This is a genomic window from Saccharomonospora sp. CUA-673, from assembly GCF_001942305.1.
Lineage (GTDB): Bacteria > Actinomycetota > Actinomycetes > Mycobacteriales > Pseudonocardiaceae > Prauserella.
On sequence record NZ_MKKE01000056.1, the window covers coordinates 1 to 18,963 of the forward strand.

Genomic DNA, 18,963 nt, shown 5'->3' on the forward strand with positions numbered 1-18,963 from the left:
AAGTCCGCGGCGACCTGCGCCAAAGTCACACCAGACTCGCGGTTACGCGCGACCCGGACGACGTCCTCACGGAACTCACGGGGATACGGCTTGGGCACAACAACATCCTTCCACGCCCACCTCTCGGCAAGCGAACTCAGATGTCACACACCCCTTCAGCAGCCCCCCTTCTCTTCCGCGGTCGATGTATCGGTTGGTTGTGGCAGGGGAAGCCGGACTCCACTGCCAGTCTCCTTACTCCAGGACCCTCTTGGGGAACGCGTTTCGCGGGATCGGCCCGATATCACCATGCCGGCTTCGGGGCCTCGGCCATTTGCCCGGCTCGACCGCGACCCGAACGGCGTCGGACTGATCCGACTGCAGGTCGACCAGTTCCATCAGTTGGTCTGCGGTGATCACCGTGATGACCTCCTTGCCAACTCCTCAGACCTCAAAGACCTTCATGACCTCGTCGCCGTAGTCGTTGATGACCTTGACCGCGATCTTGCCGGTCTCCGGCCTCGCGAACGGGCGCGACGTCGTCGAGTACAGCGAGGACCAAGCGTCGGCGTCGATCTCGGCCTTCAGCGCGGTCTTGAGGCGCTTGTACGGGTCGTTGCCGCCGGTGAAGTAGCAGTGCCGGACGAAGAACGACTCCTCGTTGTAGTCGGTGTCGATCATCCAGAGCGCGATCTGGCCGGTGTCGTTGCTGCGAACCTCACCGGTGGTCGGGTCGTAGACGTCGACGCCGTTGAGGTGCACGGTCACACCCTCGTCGGTGGTCTCGACGTCGATGTCCGGCTCACCGAAGACCGTGAACAGGTTGCCCGCTCCGGTCTTCTTGAGTTCCTCGCCCATGAGCAGGTCGGCGTTCATCCGGACCATGAGCACCGGGATCCGGCCGAGCTTGCGCGTGGCCGCGACGTTCGCGAAGCCCTCGTCGGACGCGTCGACCGTGATGCCGTCCTCTTCGGTCACGCCCGTGACCTGGGCGTCGAACGCGAAACCCAGCACACACAGCAGGTCGACGCCCTCGGCATTGATCGCTTCGCGAGCGGCCTTCTTGACGAATGACGGGCTCACGGTGCCGTACTGCGGCCCAATCGCCAGCGCCACGCGACCCGCTCCGCTGTCGGCGTCCTGGGCCTCGCGCTCGCCGATGGCCTGGATGTACTCGCCCGCGTAGCTCTCGAACGCGGCGAAGATGATGCGCTCCTTGCGGCGACCGTTCTGGATCCCGGCCTTCGCGAGGTTGTCGAGGATCGTCTGCTCGAAGTCCTGGGCATCGACATCCTGCGCGGCAGCGGTCTCGCCCGCGGACTCGTCCGGCCCACCCGCGAACGCCAGCGACCGGTACGGGCTCAGCGACTCGACCGTGAACGGCCCCGCGACCCGGACCTTCTTCTTGTCCTCGTAGGGCTTGTCGTAGAGGAGCTCGTAGTCGGCGTGTTTCTTGATCGCCGCGTCGATCTCCTTGCGCGACATCCCCTCCTTGATGTCAGGGTTGTTCGCGATCGACTTCAGCGTGATGTGCTGGACCCGCTCACAGACGAAGCCGTGGCGGATGTCGTTGGTGAACTGCTGCTTGGGGAGTTGTTGAGCGCTGAGCGACTGTTCCGTGTCGCGCCCTTCGGCGCTGTCAGTGAGGATGTACCAGGGATACTTCGCCGACATGACACGCTGACGAGCCAGCGCAAGAGCCACTCGTGACGTGTCGATAGTGATCCAACGACGTCCCCATTGTTCGGCCACGTACGAGGTTGTACCGGAGCCGCACGTTGGGTCGATGACGAGGTCGCCCGGATCGGTGCACATAAGCATGCATCGCTCGATGACCTTCGTGTTCGTCTGGACCACGTAGATCTTTGGATCACCGAACCCCGCAGTCGTCGTATCATCCCAGAAATTCGTATAGCTTGTGACTGGGAAGTCATCAAAGTATCGAATGTAGTAGAGTGTGTTTTTTGCCCCGGTGAGGCGGTTCGCCATCCTGAGTTTTTCCATACCCACCTGGTTCGTCTTCCAGCCCCCTTTTGAAGGCTGGAAAGTCCCTTCGGGAATGGTTACTGGAAATACCGTCGTTTGCCCGATTCGCGTTGTCTGCGACGTAGTTTGATCACGCCGAAACACTCGACCCTGGACGGGCTTCTGTCCAGATTGTTCTTCCGGAGTCATACGTCGCCGGGTTCCGTCATGATCCTCGACGCTAGTGTAGGCCGTCCCAGCCTCGGAGAAGCTCTTTTCCTGGTACAGAGTACGATACTTTACCAATTGAAGGTCCCGGGCGTACCACAGGACAAAGTTGTTCACTGCGGGAAGAACGTTTGTTCCGCCCGCGAAGCTACCAGCGCCGCTGGTGGTTTTGAAGCTGATGATCGAGCAGAAGTTCTCGGAGCCGAATACTTCATCGAGGATGCTCCGCACAAGATGCACATTCTCGTCACCGATCTGAACAAAGCATGATCCTGACTCGGTCAGCAGTTCGCGTGCGACATGCAAACGATCACGCAGGTACGACAAGTACGAGTGAATCCCGAGATCCCATGTGTCCCGAAATGCCTTGATCTGTTCGGCCTCGCGAGCGGCATCTTCCAGCTTTCCGTCCCGCACTGTCCTGTTCCGCGCCGACACCTGCCAGTTCGAGCCGAACTTGATTCCGTACGGCGGGTCGATGTAGACCATCTGGACCTTGCCGCGGAGCCGCTCCCGCTCGGCCAGCGAGGACATGACCTGCAGCGAGTCACCGACGATCATGCGGTTGGACCAGTTGGCGTCGTGCTTGTAGAAGTCGACTGCGTCGAGTTCGGGGAGCCCGTCGAAGTCGTCGAACAGTGTGAGCTCGGGTTCTTCGTCCGGCTTGGCCGCAGTGTCGCGGAGGTTCTCGATGAGGACACGCGGGTCGATCTTCTCCTGGATGTAGATCGGGGGCGCGTCGACGACGAGGTCGTTGTCCTCGGCGTTCTCGCTGTCCGCGTCGGGGTACTTGCCTCGCCACACGAGTTGCGGGTCGAGGGTCTCGTCGCGCGCGTAGCGGACCTGACGGACTTCCTCGACGGCCGGGTCCACGAAGTCGTGGGCGTCGGCGGTGGGGATGTTGGTCCGCTTGTCGTCGTGCTTGATGGCGCCGACCTCTTTCGGGCCCTGCGCGGCCTTCTTACGCGCCACGTGCGCTCCTCACATCCATGTCGTTGAAGTCGAGCAGGTCCGGATCGCCGATAATCGGCGCGTCGTCGTAGAGGTTCTGGATCGCCTCGGCGAGCTTGACCTTGAACGTCTGCGGGTCGGTCATCTCGATATAACCCCAGCGTCCGAAACCGCCGTGGTTGTTGACCGCGGCGCACCACGAGTCACGGGCCGTGGTGGCCTTCGCCTTGGTTGGGCCGGGGCTCTTCTGGCTGCCGGAGACCTCGATGACCAGCGTGCGCTCGATGTCATCAGCGTCACGTCGGTGCAGCCGGACGAGGAAGTCCGGGACGTACGAGTGACTTCGACCCGCGTGCACGTACGGGATCGTGAAACCGAGGTGATCGTTCTTGACGTAGGCGGCGACGTTGGGGTTGCGCTCGAGCTCGTCGGCGAGGCCCTTCTCCCACGTGTTGCCGTCCCTGCCGTCGAGGGTGACGTGCGAGACCTCGGACTTTTCCGCGGCCGCTGTCGCTTTGCGGGTGTGGAAGTTGACGGTGCCGGTCGATCCGGTCGGTTCGAAGCGGTTGAGCATCGGGCGGAGGCGTTCGCGGCGGTTGCCGAGGTGGCGCGTGATGGCGCCCCACACCTGCTCGGCGGCCTTCGCCCGCGTCTCGCTGATCGTTTTCAGGTAGCCCAGGGTGTAGCCGTCCGCTATCGTGACCCGCTGATCGATCCAGGCGCGGCAGATCTCGACGAGTCTCGGGAACAGCCAGGGGCGCTTGTTATCGCCGTCGTTGAGGTGGCGGTCGAGGACCTCGCGCGCGAGCGCGAACGCCACAGCCTGCGTCCGGTAGTGCCAGTCGTCGCCTTCCTCACGCTCGTCGGCTCCGACGCGCCCGCGATCTCGACACGGCTCGGGATCGTTTCCGGCCCGATCTCGAAGGGTTCCGCGCTGTCGAGCTCGATCTCGATCTCCTCGTCCGGCAGCTCGACTCTGTAGCCGTCCAGCTTCGGGAAGGTGATGCGCACGTGCTCGCGTCCTTCGAGCGCGCGGACTTCCTGGACCGGCTTCGGTGGCAGCGGGTCCTTGGCAGGCTTGTCGGACGGGATGAACTGGAATGGAATCCCGTAGACGTTCGCGTACTCGGGCTCGAAGTGGCCCTTCTCATTGACCGTGTACGAGCGGCGGCGCAGACCTCGTCCGACGACCTGCTCGCACAGCAACTGGCTACGGAACGGGCGGACGCCGAGGATGTGGGTGACGCTGTTGGCGTCCCAGCCCTCGGTCAGCATCGACACGCTCACCACGCAGCGGACCTGCTCACCGAGCCGGCCCTTCTTGCCGACGGTGTTCATCACCTCGCGGAGCAGCTCTTCGTCGGTGATCTTCTCGACGTCCGCGCCCGGGTTTCGGCGGCGGTACTCGGTCTTAAACGCGGCGATCTCGGCCGACGCTGCCTGCTTGAAGTCCTTCTTCATCCCCTCGCCAGACTCGATCTGCTGGGAGTCGATGAGGATCGTCCGCGGCTTGGGCAAGGGCTTGCCGTCGACGACGTTGCTGAGCAGGTCGAGGTGCCCGGGTGCGTGCTTGACGCCGTGCTCATCTTCGACCTCGCGACCGGCGATCCACTCGTAGACCAACTTGCTGACCGTCGTATTCGGACAGACCACGATGAACACTGGCGGTGTCTGATCGTGCTGCTTCAGCTCGCGTTCCCAATGCTCGAACGCCTTCTTGTAGCTGCGGTGAAGGCTGTAGAGCGCGCCTTCGAGCTCGGCGGCCGGGGTCCAGTCGGTGACCGCATCCTTCGGTGCTCGCTTCGGGAGACTCTTGCCGACGAAGTCCCACAGACGCAGATAGGTGACGAGAGGATGGGTGGCGTTGTCGTCGACGGGGGTGCGGGGGACCTTGACGATGCCGGATTCGATGGCATCCATGAGCGAGAAGTCGCTGACCGTCCACGGGAAGATGTGGCCCTCGTTGTAGCCGGAGCCCTTGAGATAGAACGGCGTCGCTGACAGGTCGATGATCTGCTTGATCCCGGCGTGCTTGGCGACAGCTTGGAGGCCGCGGAACCAGACACGTGCCTCCTCGTTCGCGGCTTTTTCCTCGGACGAGAGCTTGCCGTCGCTGTCGTCGGCCGGGATCGGACGGTCCTGATAGCAGTGGTGTGCCTCATCGTTGAAGACCACGATCTGCTGCTTGGCGTCGAGCCCTCCGATGTCCCGGAGCACGCGGCTGACCATCGCGCGCGGGGTCTCCTTGAAAGCGTCTTCCTTGCGGTCGCCCTTGAGCAGCAGCCGGGTGTTCTTCGCGACGCCCTGGATCTCCTTGGCGTCCTTGAGCTGGAACGCGTGGTAGTTCGTGATCGCGATCCGAGCGTGCTCGAGGTAGCCTTTGAGATCGGCCGGGATCAGGTCGCGGAGGTGGTAGTAGTTCTCCGAGTCTTCGGGCAGTAGCACTCGCAGCCGGTCGCGGATCGTAATGCCAGGCGCGACGATCAAGAATCGGCTGCTGAATCGCGTGTCGCGCGGTGACTGGACCTTGTTCAGCGTCTGCCAGGCGATGAGCATCGCCATGACAACCGTCTTACCGGTGCCGGTGGCCATCTTCAGCGCAACACGGGGCAGGCCGGAGTTGTGTGCCTCGTTGTCCGGTTCGAGTCGCCGTCGCCAGTCGGTCACGCCGTTGCGACCCGCGACCTCAGTCAGGAAGATCGCGGTCTCCGCAGCCTCGCGCTGTGCGAACAACACCCGGTTGTCGCGGTCCGGATCCGCCCAGTGCTGGAGGAGATTCCTGGTGATCGGCGTGACGCCTGAGTACTGTCCGCCCCGGCGCCAACGCTCAACCTCCCGCCGCAGGTCGTTGATCAGCGTGTTGGACTCACGGCGTTCACCGGTGACATCGAAGTCGATCTGGGTCTGCTCCCCGTTCCCTTTCTTCGCACCGGCGATGGGGATGAACGACTCGCTAGGGCGGCGGCCGTCCTTGACCATGCCGGTCGGCCCCTCCGGCCCGATCTCGTGGTACTGATCCGGCTGCTCGTACGGCGAGTTCAGGATCGGGTTCTCGATCGCTTCCGTCATACCCTCGCCACCCGGTGACTACCCACGGTCAACATGCTATCGACATTCCTTGCTCGTTGTGGGACGTCCACTTGCTATCGTCTGCTGGCTGGGATTCGCCGTCGCCGTCCATACGTAAGCTCGAACACTACCGGTGGCGATCGGGTCGCCGTTGATCATCGCGACCGATGTAATTCAGTTGTAGCAGTGGTCCGCATTGCTCGTAATGCCCAAACTCTCCTGCGGACCCTGCAGCTGCCCGCGAAAGGGCTCGGACGTCTGACGGTGATCGACAGGGCCGTTTGTTGGAGCGCTGGCTATTGCGCGTGGTCCGCGGACTCGACCTGTTGTGGTGGCGCTCGACCCGTAGCCTGTGGTCGTGGCTGAGGAACGTGGCGCATGGCAGACCTTCGGTGAGCGGCTGGTCTACGACAACCGGTGGGTGCGGCTGGGCTTGACCGACGTGCAGGCTCCGAACGGGGAGCGCTGGGAGTATCACGTCGTCCACCTGGCGCGGATCGCGATCGCGCTCGTGGTCAACGACCGCGACGAGGCGCTGATGCTCTGGCGGTACCGGTTCGCGACCCGGCAGTGGGGGTACGAGCTCCTCGGCGGGCTCGTCGACGACGGTGAGGACTCCGCCGGGACCGCGGCCCGGGAAGCTGCAGAGGAGAGCGGCTGGAAGCCGACCGGTGAGGGCGAGCACCTCGTGAGCTTCGAGCCGCTGCCCGGTCAGGTGACTGCTCCGGTCGATGTCTACGTCTGGCACGGTGCCGAGCACATCGGCGACCCGACGGACACCGAGGAGGTCGGCACCGTCGAATGGGTGCCGCTGTCGCGCGTCAACGAGCTCGCACAGCGGCAGGAGCTACTGGGATCCGGCACGTTGGTGGCGCTGCTGTACTACCTGAACTCACGACGCGCGTGACCGGCTCGTCGGCAGGACCAGGCCACTGAGCCTGCGCAGGTGGCGGTCCGAGCGGATCTGCTTGCCGAGGGTGCGCGCCTGCCTGGCATAGGTTTGGGCTTCGTCGCGATTGCCGGCCGCAGCGTACGCGTAGGCGAGGTCGACCATCATGCCCACGCGGGCACGCACGAACGCCTTGGGTAGGCGAGGTAGGGCCGCGGAGAGCTGGTCCACCGCCCCGAGGTCGCCCACCTTGGCGAGCGCGTTCCCGCGCCAACGATCAAGGTGCGAGTCACCGAGGAACAGGAACGGCAGCGCCGGGTCTTGCGGGTCGGTGGGCAACAGGTGCGTCGCGTCGTCGAATGCTGCTAGCGCAGCGTCCGACTGACCGAACGCGGCGAAGCCCTCGCCCGCTGCCGCCGACAGCCATGCCTGCAACAACGGTGACATGTGATCGGTGCCGAGGGCGCGGGCATGTTCCAACTGCTCGACCGCGTGGCGGGTCTCGTCGATGTCGATGAGGACGAACGCTTGCTCGGCAAACGCATGCGCGAGCATGGCTGTCGAGCCTGCCTCGCGTGCGGCATCCTTCGCCCGCTCGTAGTGGTCCCACGCCTGGCTCACGGCGTTACGGTCGAGCGAGACCCAGCCGGCCAACGTCGACGCCTCGGTGAGGACACCCGCGAGCGCCTCACGCTGGCCACGGGCGGTGCTGTGCCGGAGCAGTCCAGTTATCTGGTCGATGAGGTGCTGCAACTGCTCCAACAGGAGGACACCGCCGAATTGCCTGTCGGCACGGCGTGCGTTGTCGACCTGCTGACGGAAGGCCTCGACCGCGCCTTCGTCGACGTTGCGCGCCAGCGCGAGTCGAGAACGTAGCTCGCCGACTTCGTTGTCATCCTCGTCGTCCGGGAAGTCGAGGTCGCTGTTCCTGCGGCCGTAGATCTCGCGGAACAGACGCCGGTACGGCTCACTGACCGTGGCGTGACCGTTCTCCCACAGGGACAGCCGCGTCTTGAGGCTGCTTGCTTCCATGATGGGAATGCCGCGATTGTCGGCGCACCGGATCAACAGGTCGATGACCTCGGCTGCTTTCAACCCGAGTTCGGCCTTCCGAACCCGCTGCAATTTCGTCGCATAACTCATCGCCGATAACCCCTCTGACCAGTGAAGTTATCGCGAGTTAATGGCTTGGAAGTTAACCAGCGCCACCTGCGCAGAGGGCTTCTCCTGGCGTTTTCTTGGGTCATGAACAACGCAGACCTCAACCGGCGCAGGGCAGCCATCGTGGACCTACCGGGGACGTCGACTCGGCGGTGGGACGTCGCGGGTACCGGCCTTGGTGAGCTCGTCCAGGCGCGCGGTGATCTCGTCGAGCCGGCCCTCGATCGCACCCAGGCGGGACAGGATCTTGTCGGTGTTGTCATCACCGGTTTCGCCCGGTGCCAACGGTTTCCGGCCGGCGAGGACGGCCGCGAGATGACCGGGGTGCCACTCCAGCGCCAGCGACAGCGCCTCCAGGGTGCGGGCGCTACGGCGGCGTTCGACGGTGCGGTGCTGGATCTCCCGCACGATCGCCTGAGACACGTGGGAGCGGTCGGCGAGGTCGCGTTGGCGCAACCCGAGCTCGTTCATGCGCTCGTTGATCGCCCGCGCGACAGCCGTCCAGTCCTCGGTCACCAATTCCTCCGTGGTCCGCCTCAGCGCCGAGATTAGCGCTTCATTGCGGTTCCGTGCCCCTGGCTCGCGCGAACGGGACCGATTCTGTCGTCATTCAAGCTGAAATCAGCTCAACTTCACGCTGAAATACCTCTAAGGAATTTGTTCATGGATACGCCCATGCCGAATGCCGGTGCGCCGGTGTTCTACACAGTCCGAGAGGCGGCGCTGATCGTGCGCGTCGACCCGTCCACCCTCTACCGGGCCATCCGCGAGGATGCCTTCCCCGCGGTCCGTGTCCGCTACCGCTACGTCATCCCGGCGGCGGCACTCGAACAGCTCGTCACCGCCGCCGCTGAGTCCGGGCAGTGCGTCGATCCGGCGCGCATGATCGCGCAGCGTCGGACCGCTCGGGAGATCGCCCGCCTCAATGGGGGTGACGCCCGATGAACCAGGACGACTACGACAAGCTGGCCGCGGACCTCGACTACCTGGCTGACGTGCCCGACGATGTTCTCCGCAGCGTCGTCAGGTGGGACGGCCTGTGCTTCTGGGCCTTCGACCGGGAGCTCCTTCCGGACCTCACCGGTGCGGCCGACCCCGATCGGGCGCTCGCCTCGTGGGCGTGCGCGGGGTGCCCCGTGATTCAGGAATGCCTCGAACTCGAGCTGCGCGAGGCCGGTGAGGACACGCTCGGGATCTGGGGCGCCCTCTCCGATACCGATCGCCGTCGTGTGCACCGCGTCTGGAAGTGGCGGCACGTCAACCGGGGCGTCTGGGGAGGTGACGACGAATGACGATCGACCTCACTCCCGAGCAGGTTCTCGCAGGTGCGGGTGTACTGCTGGCACTGGCGCTCGTGTGGCGGGCCGGCAGGGCCCGCGCGCGGAAGGCGGCCGAGAAGGCACGTGCGGGAGCCCGGGTGGTGTCGCTGGTCGGACGTGTCGGCCTCATGGCGGCCGCGTTCGTCGGCGTGCAGCGGCTCGTCATCACCAACCCCGGCAACACGACGCTGCTGATCGTGGTGCTCGCGCTGCCGGACCTGCTGGCGGCCTACGTGCTCACCCGCACGCTGACGGTCACGTCGCTGGACACGACCACCAGGCGGAGTGATCGGCGATGAGTGGGGACGGATCGAACCGGGTGGCCGCCGACGGGCGGCCACCCGGCCCCGGTCGGAAGGCCGACGTGCTCGTCCGCGACGCGGCGGACGCTGCCGAGCTGCGTGCCCACCAGACCGATCCGGATGTCGTCGCACTCCGGGTCGAGCGGGTACGTACGCAGGTGGATCGGTTGTGCTGGGCGGGCATCGTACTGGGGCTGGCGTTCACGATGACGAATGTCCAGTCGTTCGCTGCCGGCGATGCGGGCGCGTGGTCGCTGCCGTGGCTTGCGGCGTGGTTGCTCGATCCGACGGTGTCCCTCGTGCTCCTCGCGATCCTGCGCGCCGAACAGGTGACCGCTCGATACCAGATCGCCACAGGGCCGTGGGTACGCCGGGCGAAGTGGTTCACGCTGTCGGCGACGTATGTCATGACGCTTCCATGTTTGTCAAGGAGCGGTAGGCTGCGGGCGCGGACCCGGGAAGTGACTGATCCGAAGAGCTGGCGTCCGGGGTGTGAGGCTGGCCGCGCAGGATTCGTAGGCGCCCCCGTGTGTCCTTCTGGGTCCGCCCATCGTGTGTCAGGGCAGTGTCGTGGTGGTGTTGAGGGTGCGGTAGAGCTCGCGGGCGACGTAGCGTTTGAGGATGCGGCGGATCTCGCGGTCGGAGCGGCCTTCGCTGCGGCGTCGTTCGACGTAGGCGCGGGTGCGCGGGCAGGAGCGCCAGCGGGTGAGCACGATGCTGTGCAGGGCGCAGTTGAGCGCGCGGTCGCCGCCGCGGTTGAGCCGGTGCCGGGTGGTGCGGCCGCTACTGGCTGGAAGTGGGCTGGCTCCGGCCAGGGCGGCGAAGGCGGCTTCGTTGCGGCAGCGCCCGTGGTGCGACCACGTGACTATGGCCTGTGCTGCGGAGATTGGCCCGACCCCGAGCTTGGCGATCAGGTCCGGGGCAAGCTCAGTGACAATCGTGCGCAGCCGTGTGTTGTTGGTGGCCAGATCCGCTCCGGTCTCGCGGATCCGCAGCGCCAGCCGGCGGGCCTCCTCGCGGCGGATGCTCTGCTCGCGGGTCTGGCCGTCGAGCACAGCACGCTGGATGATCGTTTCCAGTCGCGCGTCGCTGAACTGTTTTGTGCGGGCAAGCTGGCGGTCGGCCTCGTCGCCGGTCAGCAGCAGCGCCCGCAGCTGGTTGATGGCCCGCCTGCGGGTCATGATCAATTCTTGGCGGGCCCCGAGCAGGATCCGCAGCGCTTCGCGGTCACCGTCGGTGCGCGGCGTTGGCAGCCGATCGGCATCCAGGCGCAGCGCGTGCAGCGCGGCCAGGTGCGCATCGATCGGGTCCGACTTGCCTCGGCGACGCTCCCGGCTGTGCGGCTGCTCGATCTCGAGTACCGACACCCCTGCGGCCGACAACGCGCGGGCCAGGCCGATCCCGTAGCTACGGCTACCCTCCACAGCCGCGGCCACCTGCGGCCCTGGTGCATGCTCGCCGATCCACGCCACGGCGCGGTCCGAGCCCTCGTCGGTGTTGGGGACAGTCGTCGTCGCCAGTGTGATCCCGGCGGCGGTGGTGATTTCCAGCGTATGGGTGTCGCGATGGGTATCGGCGCCCACCGCAGCATCGATGACATCGGCCAGCATGACCATCTCGCCGCAAAGCTCCTTCCAGCACAGGTTTCAACGTCGACACCGACCTGGAACGAGACCACCGAGCGGCACTTCTGTGATGAGTCACGCGAGCAGGCCCGCGGACACGCTTCTGATCAAGCCAACCAGTGGCGCAGGACGGCGCCAGCGGCCGAGAAGACAAGTCATGACGAAAGCACGCCCCATGGTCGGGGCGGCCAGAACACATGTGAGTCATTCCCGGTCACCGGCCCCGATCCTGCAAGCGGACCAGACCGGAACCGCCGCACGACACACTCACAGAACACCTGGGAGGCGTACGCGAACGGCTCTCCGGCGGGCATCGTGCTGCACTCGGTGCCGCCGCTGCTGGTGTTCGTGGCCGCCGAAGCCGTGACAGACCTGCGCGACAAGCTGACCGACGCCGTGAACGCGGCGGTACGCGAGGCCCGGCGGGAAGGTGATCAGACACCGGGGTCTGCCGCCACGGAGGTCCGCAAATCGGTGCGGCGCAAGCTGTTCAACGACTACCTCGACGAGGCACGGCAGGCATGGACGCCGGAGGTCGTCATCACTCCGGCGTGGATTCGTGAGGCGACCGGATGCTCGCGCGGATTGTCGTCGCGCCTCGCCGAAGCCCTCGCCGCGGAGATCGTGTCGGGAGGTGACCGGCCATGAACGACGACGCGGATTCCGTGAACATTGGGGCCGAGGTGGCACCGGATCGTTCACGGGATGCCGACCGAGCGATCCTCGACGGCGAGCTCGTGGAGGATCAGCCATTCCCGTCGGTTCGGCTGCCGTGGCGGTTGCGGTTCAAGCGGTGGTGGCAGGCATCCCCACGGGTGCCGGTGAGTCTCAAGACGCGCGAGCAGGCGACACAGCTCGTCAAGGACTGGATCACCGCGGTGCTGCGCTCGCCGTGTCGCCTGCTGCGGGCGGTGGGCCGCGGCGTGGTGACCGGCTTTCGCCTGTGGCGGCGGTGGATCACCGTGCGGGACTACCGTGAGGCGGCCGAGGAATCCCAGAAGCTCGCCGACAAGTTCACCGAGATCCGTGAACTGACGTTGTTCCGGTGGAAGGTGACCGGTGCGGTATCCGTTGCGGCGGGTGTCCTCATCACCGTGGCCGCATACGTGTGGGGTGAGGTTCCACTGTGGACCATCGGCGGTGTCGCATGCGTGGCATTGGCGGTACTCGGCCGACGAAAGGACGGCCAGCCGGGACGCAAACCGTCGCTGTCCGGTTCGCGTGCGCTGACGTGGACGATGGATCCGCAGATCCTCGTCGACGCGTTCCGCGATGCCAAGCTGCTCGGCAAGGACGAGTCCCTGCGCCTGGTGCAGCGGGCTTCCCGGGTGGGCGACGGCTGGTCTGTGACGGTCGACCTGCCGGCCACCCGCAAGGCGGCGGACGTGGTGAAGCACCGGGAGGCATTGGCTTCGGCGCTGGCAGTGGACGAGATCCAGCTGATGGTTGAACGCGTGCGTGGCAATGGTGGACATGCGGGCCGGGTGGCGATGTGGGTCGCCGATGAGGACCCGTATGCCAAGCCGCCGCTGCGCACGCCGCTGGTGAACGTGCAGCACTGGGATGCCTGGAAGCCGGTGCCGTTCGGGCGGGATGCACGGGACCGCAAGATCGACCTGCCGCTGGTGTGGACCTCGCTGCTGGTCGGAGCCATTCCGAGGCAGGGAAAGACATTCGCCACACGATTGGCAGCGGCCGGGCTGATCCTCGACCAGCACACGCGGCTGTACGTGGCGGATTTCAAGGCCGGCAAGGACTGGATGGCGGCGGAACAGGTGGCTCACCGCTTCCTGTCCGGCGACGACGCGGAGCACATCGTCGCGCTGAAGGACTGGCTGGTGGAGTTGGTGGCCGAGGTGCAGGACCGGTATCGGCGGATGCGTGACCTCGACGACGAGGTCTGTCCGGAGTCGAAGGTGACACCGGCGATGTCGCGGGACACGGCGTTGAACATGCCGATCACGGCGCTCTTCATCGACGAGGTGCAGGTGCCGCTCGAGGACCGGACACCCATCGAGGTGCAGGGCAAGAACGTGCCGGTAGGGGAGTACATCGGCGAGCTGCTGACCTGGTTGGCGAAGAAGGCCCCGGCCGCGGGCATCGTGCTGGTGCTCGCCACACAGCGGCCGGATTCGAAGACGATCCCGTCGGGCCTGCGGGCGGTGCTCGGGTCGCGCTTCGCGTTGCGTGTCATGGATTGGCGGGACAGCAACATCGTGCTGGGCGAACAGATGAACACGCGTGGGCACGACAGCAGTCGGCTGCTTCCTTCGCACAAGGGCGTGGGCATCCTGCGTCCCGATGGGGAGACCGAGGCGGGGGCAGACGTGCTCGCGATGACGGTGAGGACGTACTACATGCCGGGGGAGGACTGGCAGGAGATCTGCCGTCGTGGGCGTGCGCTGCGGCAGGCGGCGGGGACGCTGACGGGCCATGCGACGGGAGAGGACACGGCCGTGCGGGTGGACCCTGTTGCCGAGGCGAAGGCGATCAGTTCCGAGGCCAAGGTCATGGCGGAACTCCCGGAGCCGCTTGCGGAGGTAGTGGCGTACGTCGACGAGCACGCAGGGGACCGGGAGTTCATCCCCACGGCAGAGCTCGTGGATGCACTCGACGTCGACCCGAACGTCTTCGGTCGGCAGATGACGGAGCTGGGCTGCTCGTCGGAGCGGCGACGTGTCCCGGCGGAGGACGGCGAGATACGGCAGGTTCGTGGGTATCTCGTCGCCGATCTGAGGCGCGTGGCCGCGATGCAGCGTGACGGCGGTGACCCGTGATGCCGTCACAGGCGTCCTGGGCGTCACCGCGCGTGTGACGCCCAGGACATGTCTTTTACCTGCGCAAACAGCGTCGGTGACGGCAGTGACGCCACCATCCGGAGCCGTCACGATCGCTCCTGCGGGGCTCTGGAGACGGTTCCTCGAGAGGCGGTGGCTGATCGCCGTCACACCGTGGCCAGGGGCTGGCGATCAGGATGTCGAGGAGTCGAGTGACCTCGCTGAGCTGTCGCTCGATGGCTGCCAGGCGGCGCAGGATCTCCTCGTTCACGTCAGCTGCACCTCGTGCCGCGGGCGCGGAACGGACCGGAGACACGGTTCGCAGGGCATGCCGCGCGGCCCGTCGAGAAGCTCGAGCTGCTCACGATCGAACGACACTCCGCACAGGGCGACGAGTCGCGTGGGAACGCTGATCTGTGCCGGAAACACGTGGCACATTCGCCGCGTCTCGCCGACAACACCCGGCAACGGGCGTCCGAGGTAGTACGCGCTGCTCATGACATACACCCCGCTCACCGCGACTGCGCAGGAGACGGCTGACCATCGACCGTCGGCCTCGGCGTCGTCGCGGCTCTGGTCGAACGGGAGTCGTATGGGCGGTCCAGAGCTGTTCGCAGGCCGGACACCGGGGCGCGGGCGGCAGGAGCATCGACCCCGGGTGCACCGCTCGTCCGCACAGCGCGTCGTAGACACCGGTCTGCTGCCGGACTCCGTCGGCGAACGCCTCGTCGGTGACCGCGTGCTGCTGCCGGTCGACCTCACACCGGTGCCAGGCGACGTACAGCCGGGACCGGTCCTGTGTGGCTGATTCTCTCAAGCCGCTCACCTTCATGGCTGGGAGCAACGGGATGTGCAAGACTGAAATCAGCTTGATGTCAGCTCGACCGACATGGCTACGACAGGAACCCGACACGAGGCCGACATATGGAGACCACCAGCTCCGATGAAGCACGGAAGCCCAGAACCGTGCTCGAACAGCAGATCCGTGACGTGCGGAAGATGACGTTGCAGGAGTTCGCCGACTATGCGGACGGCTTCGCGCGGCAGTACGGCGAGCCGGGCACGCTGAGTCTCCGCCACTTGGAACGCCTGGTGTCGGGGCGCGGGCCGGGTGGGCAGCCGCTGGGCAAGGTGCGCCCGGCGACGCGTCGCTTGCTGGAACGCATCTTCGAGCTTCCGATCGCGGAGCTTCTCAGCCCTCCGGGTACTGATCGGCAGGAGGCTGAGTCGGCAGACGAACTCCGTGACCGTCTGGGCGGCGCTGCACGTGTGGACGACGAGGTGATCCGTCTGCTGCACGAGCAGCTGTGGACGATTCGGCGCCTCGATCGCCAGCTCGGCGTTGTCGTGGCGCATCAGGAGACCGTGGTGAAGGCCGAGCAGATTGCGAGCCTGTTACGGCACAGCCTGATGCCGAGCCGCCGTGAGGCGTTGGCGAAGCTGCTGTCGGAGGTATGCACGCTCGCGGGCTGGCAGTCGCTCGACGCCGGCCGAGTGTCGGAGGCGTGGCGCTACTACGACCAGGCGATCAGCGCGGCCCGCGAATCCGGTGACCCTGGATATGAGATGCATGCGCGAGCGGAGCAGGCGACGGTTTTGGTGGACGTCGATCGCGCGGAGGAGGCGGTGGCGCTCCTGGGAGGCTTGCGGACTCGGGGAGCGTCGGCGGGACTCCGCGCGTGGCTGGCCGCAACGCACGGCGAGGCGTTGGCGGCCGCGGACGATGGGGCGGCATCTCGCCGCGCGTTCGATGAGGCCGAGACGGCCTTGGGTACGGCGGAGCTGGGAGCGGCTCCGTATGTGGCGCTGGACGAGGTCCACTTGGCCCGCTGGCGCGGCCACGCCTTGGCGCGTCTTGGTGACCCCGATGCGACTGGCGTCCTGGTTGCGGCGTTGGGCAAGTTGGATCCGACGTTCATCCGCGCGGAAACGTCCCTGCTCGTCGACCTCGCCAGCGCGTTGCGCCGGCAGAACCATCTCGGTGCAGCTCACGAGCACGCTCGCCGAGCCCGATCGCTTGCGGGCGAGATCGGGTCGGTCCGCCAGCAGAAACGGTTGGCTCGTGAGGTCTCGACCGGATGAGCTCCGCTTTAGAGCGTGTCTCGTTTGGGTCTTGACCCGTCGTCCGGGATGATCGTCCATTGTGGTTGATGCGTTGTCGTGGCGGTTGGTTCCTGATGAGTTGTGGGAGCTGGTTGAGCCCTTGATTCCCGAGGTCAAGGACCGGCCGCAGGGTGGTGGTCGGGCTCCTGCGAATCCTCGGATGGTGTTCACGGCGATCGTGTACGTGCTCACCAGTGGGTGTGCCTGGCGGTGGCTGCCGCCATCGTTCGGGGTCACGGTCCCGACTGCGCACCGGTGGTTCGTGCGCTGGACCGAGGCGGGCTTGTGGGCACGGATCCATCACGCGGTGCTGGACGAGTTAGGTGGTCAGGGCTTGATCGACTGGTCCCGCGCGGTGGTGGATGCCGCCCACGTGCGGGCCAAAAAGGGGGACCTATGACTGGTCCGAGCCCGGTCGACCGTGGGAAACCCGGTTCGAAGCTTCATGTGCTCTCCGACGCCACTGGATTACCCATGGCCACCGGGATCTCGGCAGGCAACACGGCTGATGGCGACGCGATGATCCCGCTGGTCAACGCGATCCCGCCGGTCCGTTCCCGACGTGGGCCGCGGCGCCGCAAGCCGGCGAAGCTGCATGGCGACAAGGCTTACAACAGCCGCGAACGTCGCCGATGGTTACGAGACAGGGGAATCCGGCCTCGGCTGGCACGCAAGGATATCGAGTCCAAGGAGCGCCTCGGCCGCCACCGGTGGGTCATCGAACGCTCCATGGCCTGGTTCACCGGCTACCGCCGCCTGACGCTGCGCTACGAACGCCGCGCCGACACCTTCACAGCCTTCCTCGCGCTGGCCGCCGCCCTCGTCTGCTTCAAACGACTCCAACAAACCAACTGAGACAAGCTCTTAGCTCCACCCTGTGATGAGTCGGGACATCGTTCATGGATGTTTCGGGTCATCGTTCATAGTGGGAGGGCCCGGCCATCGGCCGGGCTCTTTTTCTTGGTTGCGCCAGTAGGTGCGGTTGGGGTCGATGGTGTGGGTGGCGATGATTTCGCTGGTGTCGAGGTGGATGACCGTGGCCTGGGTGGTGTCGATGAGGATCACGATGTGCTTGTGGCGGTGAGTGATGCCGACTCCGAGGTGGTGCATGTGTCCGGCTCGGCGGAGGGAAAGTTTGCCGAATTTGTCGACGTGGTCGAAGCGGATGCGGTAGTGCCCGGCGTGGGTGGTGGGGTCGGGTCGTGCGGTGGGGCGGGCTTGGTAGGCCTGGGCGGGAGTGTGGCGGTTCAGGGCGCGGTGGGGGCGGGCGGTGTTGTAGATGGTGCGGAACGTGTCGAGTTGGACTTGCAGGGTGGGCAGGTCGGCTGCGGGTGGGCGAGTGGCGAGCCAGCGTTTGAGGGTCTGGTGGAAACGTTCGATCTTGCCCTGGGTTTGGGGGTGGCCGGGATGGCCGTTTTTCTGTGTGATCCCGAGTGCGGCCAGTACGTATTCGAACGCGTTGCGGCCGCCGGTGAATCGGGAGGTGTAGACCGAGCCGTTGTCGGTAAGGGTTGAGATGGGTGGGCCGTATTCGTTGATGGTGCGGGTGAAGGTGTCGACGACGAGGTCGCCGGTGACACGGTTGTGGGCGGTGATCGACAGCAGGTAGCGGGAGTGGTCGTCGAGCCAGTTCAGGATTTCGACGTCCGTGCCGTCTGCCAGGCGCCAATGGATGAAGTCGGATTGCCAGGTCTCGTTGGGTTGTTCGGCGGCGAACCGGTGCAGCGAGGCGCGGGGACGCTTGGCGGGTTCGGGGCGGATGAGACCGGCGTGGTGCAGGATTCGGCGGATGGTCGACAACGCTGGTGCGGGCAGGTTTTCGGCCTGCAGATGCCAGCTGATCGTCGCCGGGCCGGCGTCAAGTCCATCGATCGTGAGCTTCTCTCGCAGCTCAAGGATTCGGGTGCGGACGTGCTCGGGGGTGGCGCGTGGGTTCGTTCGCGGGCAGCGGGAGCGGGGCTCGAGCCCGGCCAGACCATCGGCCTCATAGCGCTGGACGAGAGTGTGGACCCAGCGCCACGACACGCCGTACCGGCGAGCTGCTTAGGGTCGCCCAGGTCTAGGATCAGCAAGCAGCTGACAGTAGGTTGGTGTTCTGGATCGGCGGTAGGCCGTCATCGAGACCGCGCAGCCGGTGGGGCTGCTGAAGGGGTGTGTGACATCTGAGTTCGCTTGCCGAGAGGTGGGCGTGGAAGGATGTTGTTGTGCCCAAGCCGTATCCCCGTGAGTTCCGTGAGGACGTCGTCCGGGTCGCGCGTAACCGCGAGTCTGGTGTGACTTTGGCGCAGGTCGCCGCGGACTTCGGTGTTCACGAGATGACGTTGCAGAAGTGGTTGCGTCAGGCTGATGTCGAGGACGGCGCCAAGCCGGGTGTGTCCTCGGATGCGGCGGCTGAGTTGCGTGAGCTCAAACGGCGTAACCGGTTGTTGGAGCAGGAGAACGAGGTGTTGCGTCGGGCTGCGGCGTACTTGTCGCAGGGCAACCTGCCGGGAAAAGGCTCTACCCGCTCGTAAGGGAGTTGGCCGCCCCCGATGCCCCGATTCGGGTGCCGGTGGCGGTGGCGTGCCGGGTGCTCAAGCTCCACCGCCAGCACTA

General features: G+C 65.8%; 15 protein-coding genes and 2 pseudogenes. 10 read left to right on the plus strand and 7 right to left on the minus strand.

The window, feature by feature from the left end; genetic code table 11:
* Positions 1 to 423 precede the first annotated feature (423 nt).
* Together BJF85_RS21640 and BJF85_RS21645 are read right to left on the minus strand one after the other, a co-directional pair.
* Positions 424 to 3,144: a site-specific DNA-methyltransferase gene (locus BJF85_RS21640; RefSeq protein ID WP_075849881.1), complete on the minus strand. Its 2,721-nt coding sequence runs from the start codon at positions 3,142 to 3,144 to the stop codon at positions 424 to 426.
* Between the two features lie 672 nt (positions 3,145 to 3,816).
* Entirely contained in the window at positions 3,817 to 6,192 is a 2,376-nt protein-coding gene (locus BJF85_RS21645; protein WP_222844630.1) for a BPTD_3080 family restriction endonuclease, read from the minus strand.
* 358 nt (positions 6,193 to 6,550) lie between these two features.
* On the opposite strand from BJF85_RS21645, the gene BJF85_RS21650 reads away from it, so the two are divergent.
* Positions 6,551 to 7,099 carry an NUDIX hydrolase gene (locus BJF85_RS21650; RefSeq protein ID WP_075849892.1) on the plus strand — a complete coding sequence of 183 codons (549 nt, stop codon included), beginning with the start codon at positions 6,551 to 6,553 and terminating at the stop codon, positions 7,097 to 7,099.
* Here the strand turns inward: BJF85_RS21650 and BJF85_RS21655 are convergent.
* Together BJF85_RS21655 and BJF85_RS21660 are read right to left on the minus strand one after the other, a co-directional pair.
* Entirely contained in the window at positions 7,085 to 8,224 is a 1,140-nt protein-coding gene (locus BJF85_RS21655; RefSeq protein WP_075849882.1) for a hypothetical protein, read from the minus strand. The two genes, BJF85_RS21650 and BJF85_RS21655, sit on opposite strands and share 15 nt — an antisense overlap.
* 147 nt (positions 8,225 to 8,371) lie before the next feature.
* Positions 8,372 to 8,758: a transcriptional regulator gene (locus BJF85_RS21660; protein ID WP_075849883.1), complete on the minus strand. Its 387-nt coding sequence runs from the start codon at positions 8,756 to 8,758 to the stop codon at positions 8,372 to 8,374.
* A gap of 147 nt (positions 8,759 to 8,905) precedes the next feature.
* Between BJF85_RS21660 and BJF85_RS21665 the strand changes: the two genes are divergently transcribed.
* The 4 genes and pseudogenes from BJF85_RS21665 to BJF85_RS30620 all read left to right on the plus strand — a co-directional run.
* The gene (locus BJF85_RS21665) at positions 8,906 to 9,187 is read left to right on the plus strand and encodes a helix-turn-helix domain-containing protein (protein ID WP_075849884.1); all 282 of its coding nucleotides are present in this window, start codon (positions 8,906 to 8,908) and stop codon (positions 9,185 to 9,187) included.
* Entirely contained in the window at positions 9,184 to 9,534 is a 351-nt protein-coding gene (locus BJF85_RS21670; protein WP_075849885.1) for a WhiB family transcriptional regulator, read from the plus strand. The genes BJF85_RS21665 and BJF85_RS21670 overlap by 4 nt, the downstream gene beginning before the upstream one ends.
* Positions 9,531 to 9,860 carry a hypothetical protein gene (locus BJF85_RS21675; protein WP_075849886.1) on the plus strand — a complete coding sequence of 110 codons (330 nt, stop codon included), beginning with the start codon at positions 9,531 to 9,533 and terminating at the stop codon, positions 9,858 to 9,860. The genes BJF85_RS21670 and BJF85_RS21675 overlap by 4 nt, the downstream gene beginning before the upstream one ends.
* Positions 9,857 to 10,273: pseudogene (locus tag BJF85_RS30620) on the plus strand (hypothetical protein); the annotation flags it as partial. The gene BJF85_RS21675 and the pseudogene BJF85_RS30620, both read left to right, overlap by 4 nt.
* A 147-nt stretch (positions 10,274 to 10,420) precedes the next feature.
* Here the strand turns inward: BJF85_RS30620 and BJF85_RS21685 are convergent.
* Positions 10,421 to 11,473: a transposase gene (locus BJF85_RS21685; RefSeq protein WP_222844631.1), complete on the minus strand. Its 1,053-nt coding sequence runs from the start codon at positions 11,471 to 11,473 to the stop codon at positions 10,421 to 10,423.
* Here BJF85_RS21685 and BJF85_RS30625 point away from each other — a divergent pair.
* Positions 11,429 to 12,136, plus strand: a complete 708-nt coding sequence (locus tag BJF85_RS30625) for a hypothetical protein (protein ID WP_255375837.1) — start codon at positions 11,429 to 11,431, stop codon at positions 12,134 to 12,136. The two genes, BJF85_RS21685 and BJF85_RS30625, sit on opposite strands and share 45 nt — an antisense overlap.
* The gene (locus BJF85_RS21695) at positions 12,133 to 14,265 is read left to right on the plus strand and encodes an FtsK/SpoIIIE domain-containing protein (protein WP_075849888.1); all 2,133 of its coding nucleotides are present in this window, start codon (positions 12,133 to 12,135) and stop codon (positions 14,263 to 14,265) included. The genes BJF85_RS30625 and BJF85_RS21695 overlap by 4 nt, the downstream gene beginning before the upstream one ends.
* Positions 14,266 to 14,532: 267 nt before the next feature.
* Here BJF85_RS21695 and BJF85_RS21700 read toward each other — a convergent pair whose 3' ends face one another.
* Positions 14,533 to 14,763, minus strand: a complete 231-nt coding sequence (locus BJF85_RS21700) for a hypothetical protein (protein ID WP_075849893.1) — start codon at positions 14,761 to 14,763, stop codon at positions 14,533 to 14,535.
* Between the two features lie 426 nt (positions 14,764 to 15,189).
* Here BJF85_RS21700 and BJF85_RS21705 point away from each other — a divergent pair, with 426 nt between their 5' ends.
* Both BJF85_RS21705 and BJF85_RS21715 read left to right on the plus strand, forming a co-directional pair.
* Positions 15,190 to 16,347: a hypothetical protein gene (locus tag BJF85_RS21705; RefSeq protein WP_075849889.1), complete on the plus strand. Its 1,158-nt coding sequence runs from the start codon at positions 15,190 to 15,192 to the stop codon at positions 16,345 to 16,347.
* A 61-nt stretch (positions 16,348 to 16,408) separates the two neighbouring features.
* A protein-coding gene (locus BJF85_RS21715) for an IS5 family transposase (protein ID WP_187346952.1) occupies positions 16,409 to 17,223 on the plus strand; the annotation gives its coding sequence in 2 pieces (ribosomal slippage) (positions 16,409 to 16,751 and positions 16,751 to 17,223; 816 coding nt in all).
* A gap of 42 nt (positions 17,224 to 17,265) precedes the next feature.
* Here BJF85_RS21715 and BJF85_RS21720 read toward each other — a convergent pair.
* Positions 17,266 to 18,411: pseudogene (locus BJF85_RS21720) on the minus strand (IS481 family transposase); the annotation flags it as partial.
* A 161-nt stretch (positions 18,412 to 18,572) separates the two neighbouring features.
* On the opposite strand from BJF85_RS21720, the gene BJF85_RS29180 reads away from it, so the two are divergent.
* Positions 18,573 to 18,881, plus strand: coding sequence for an IS3 family transposase (locus tag BJF85_RS29180; RefSeq protein ID WP_020501082.1), 309 nt, complete (start codon positions 18,573 to 18,575; stop codon positions 18,879 to 18,881).
* The last annotated feature ends 82 nt before the right edge of the window (positions 18,882 to 18,963 follow it).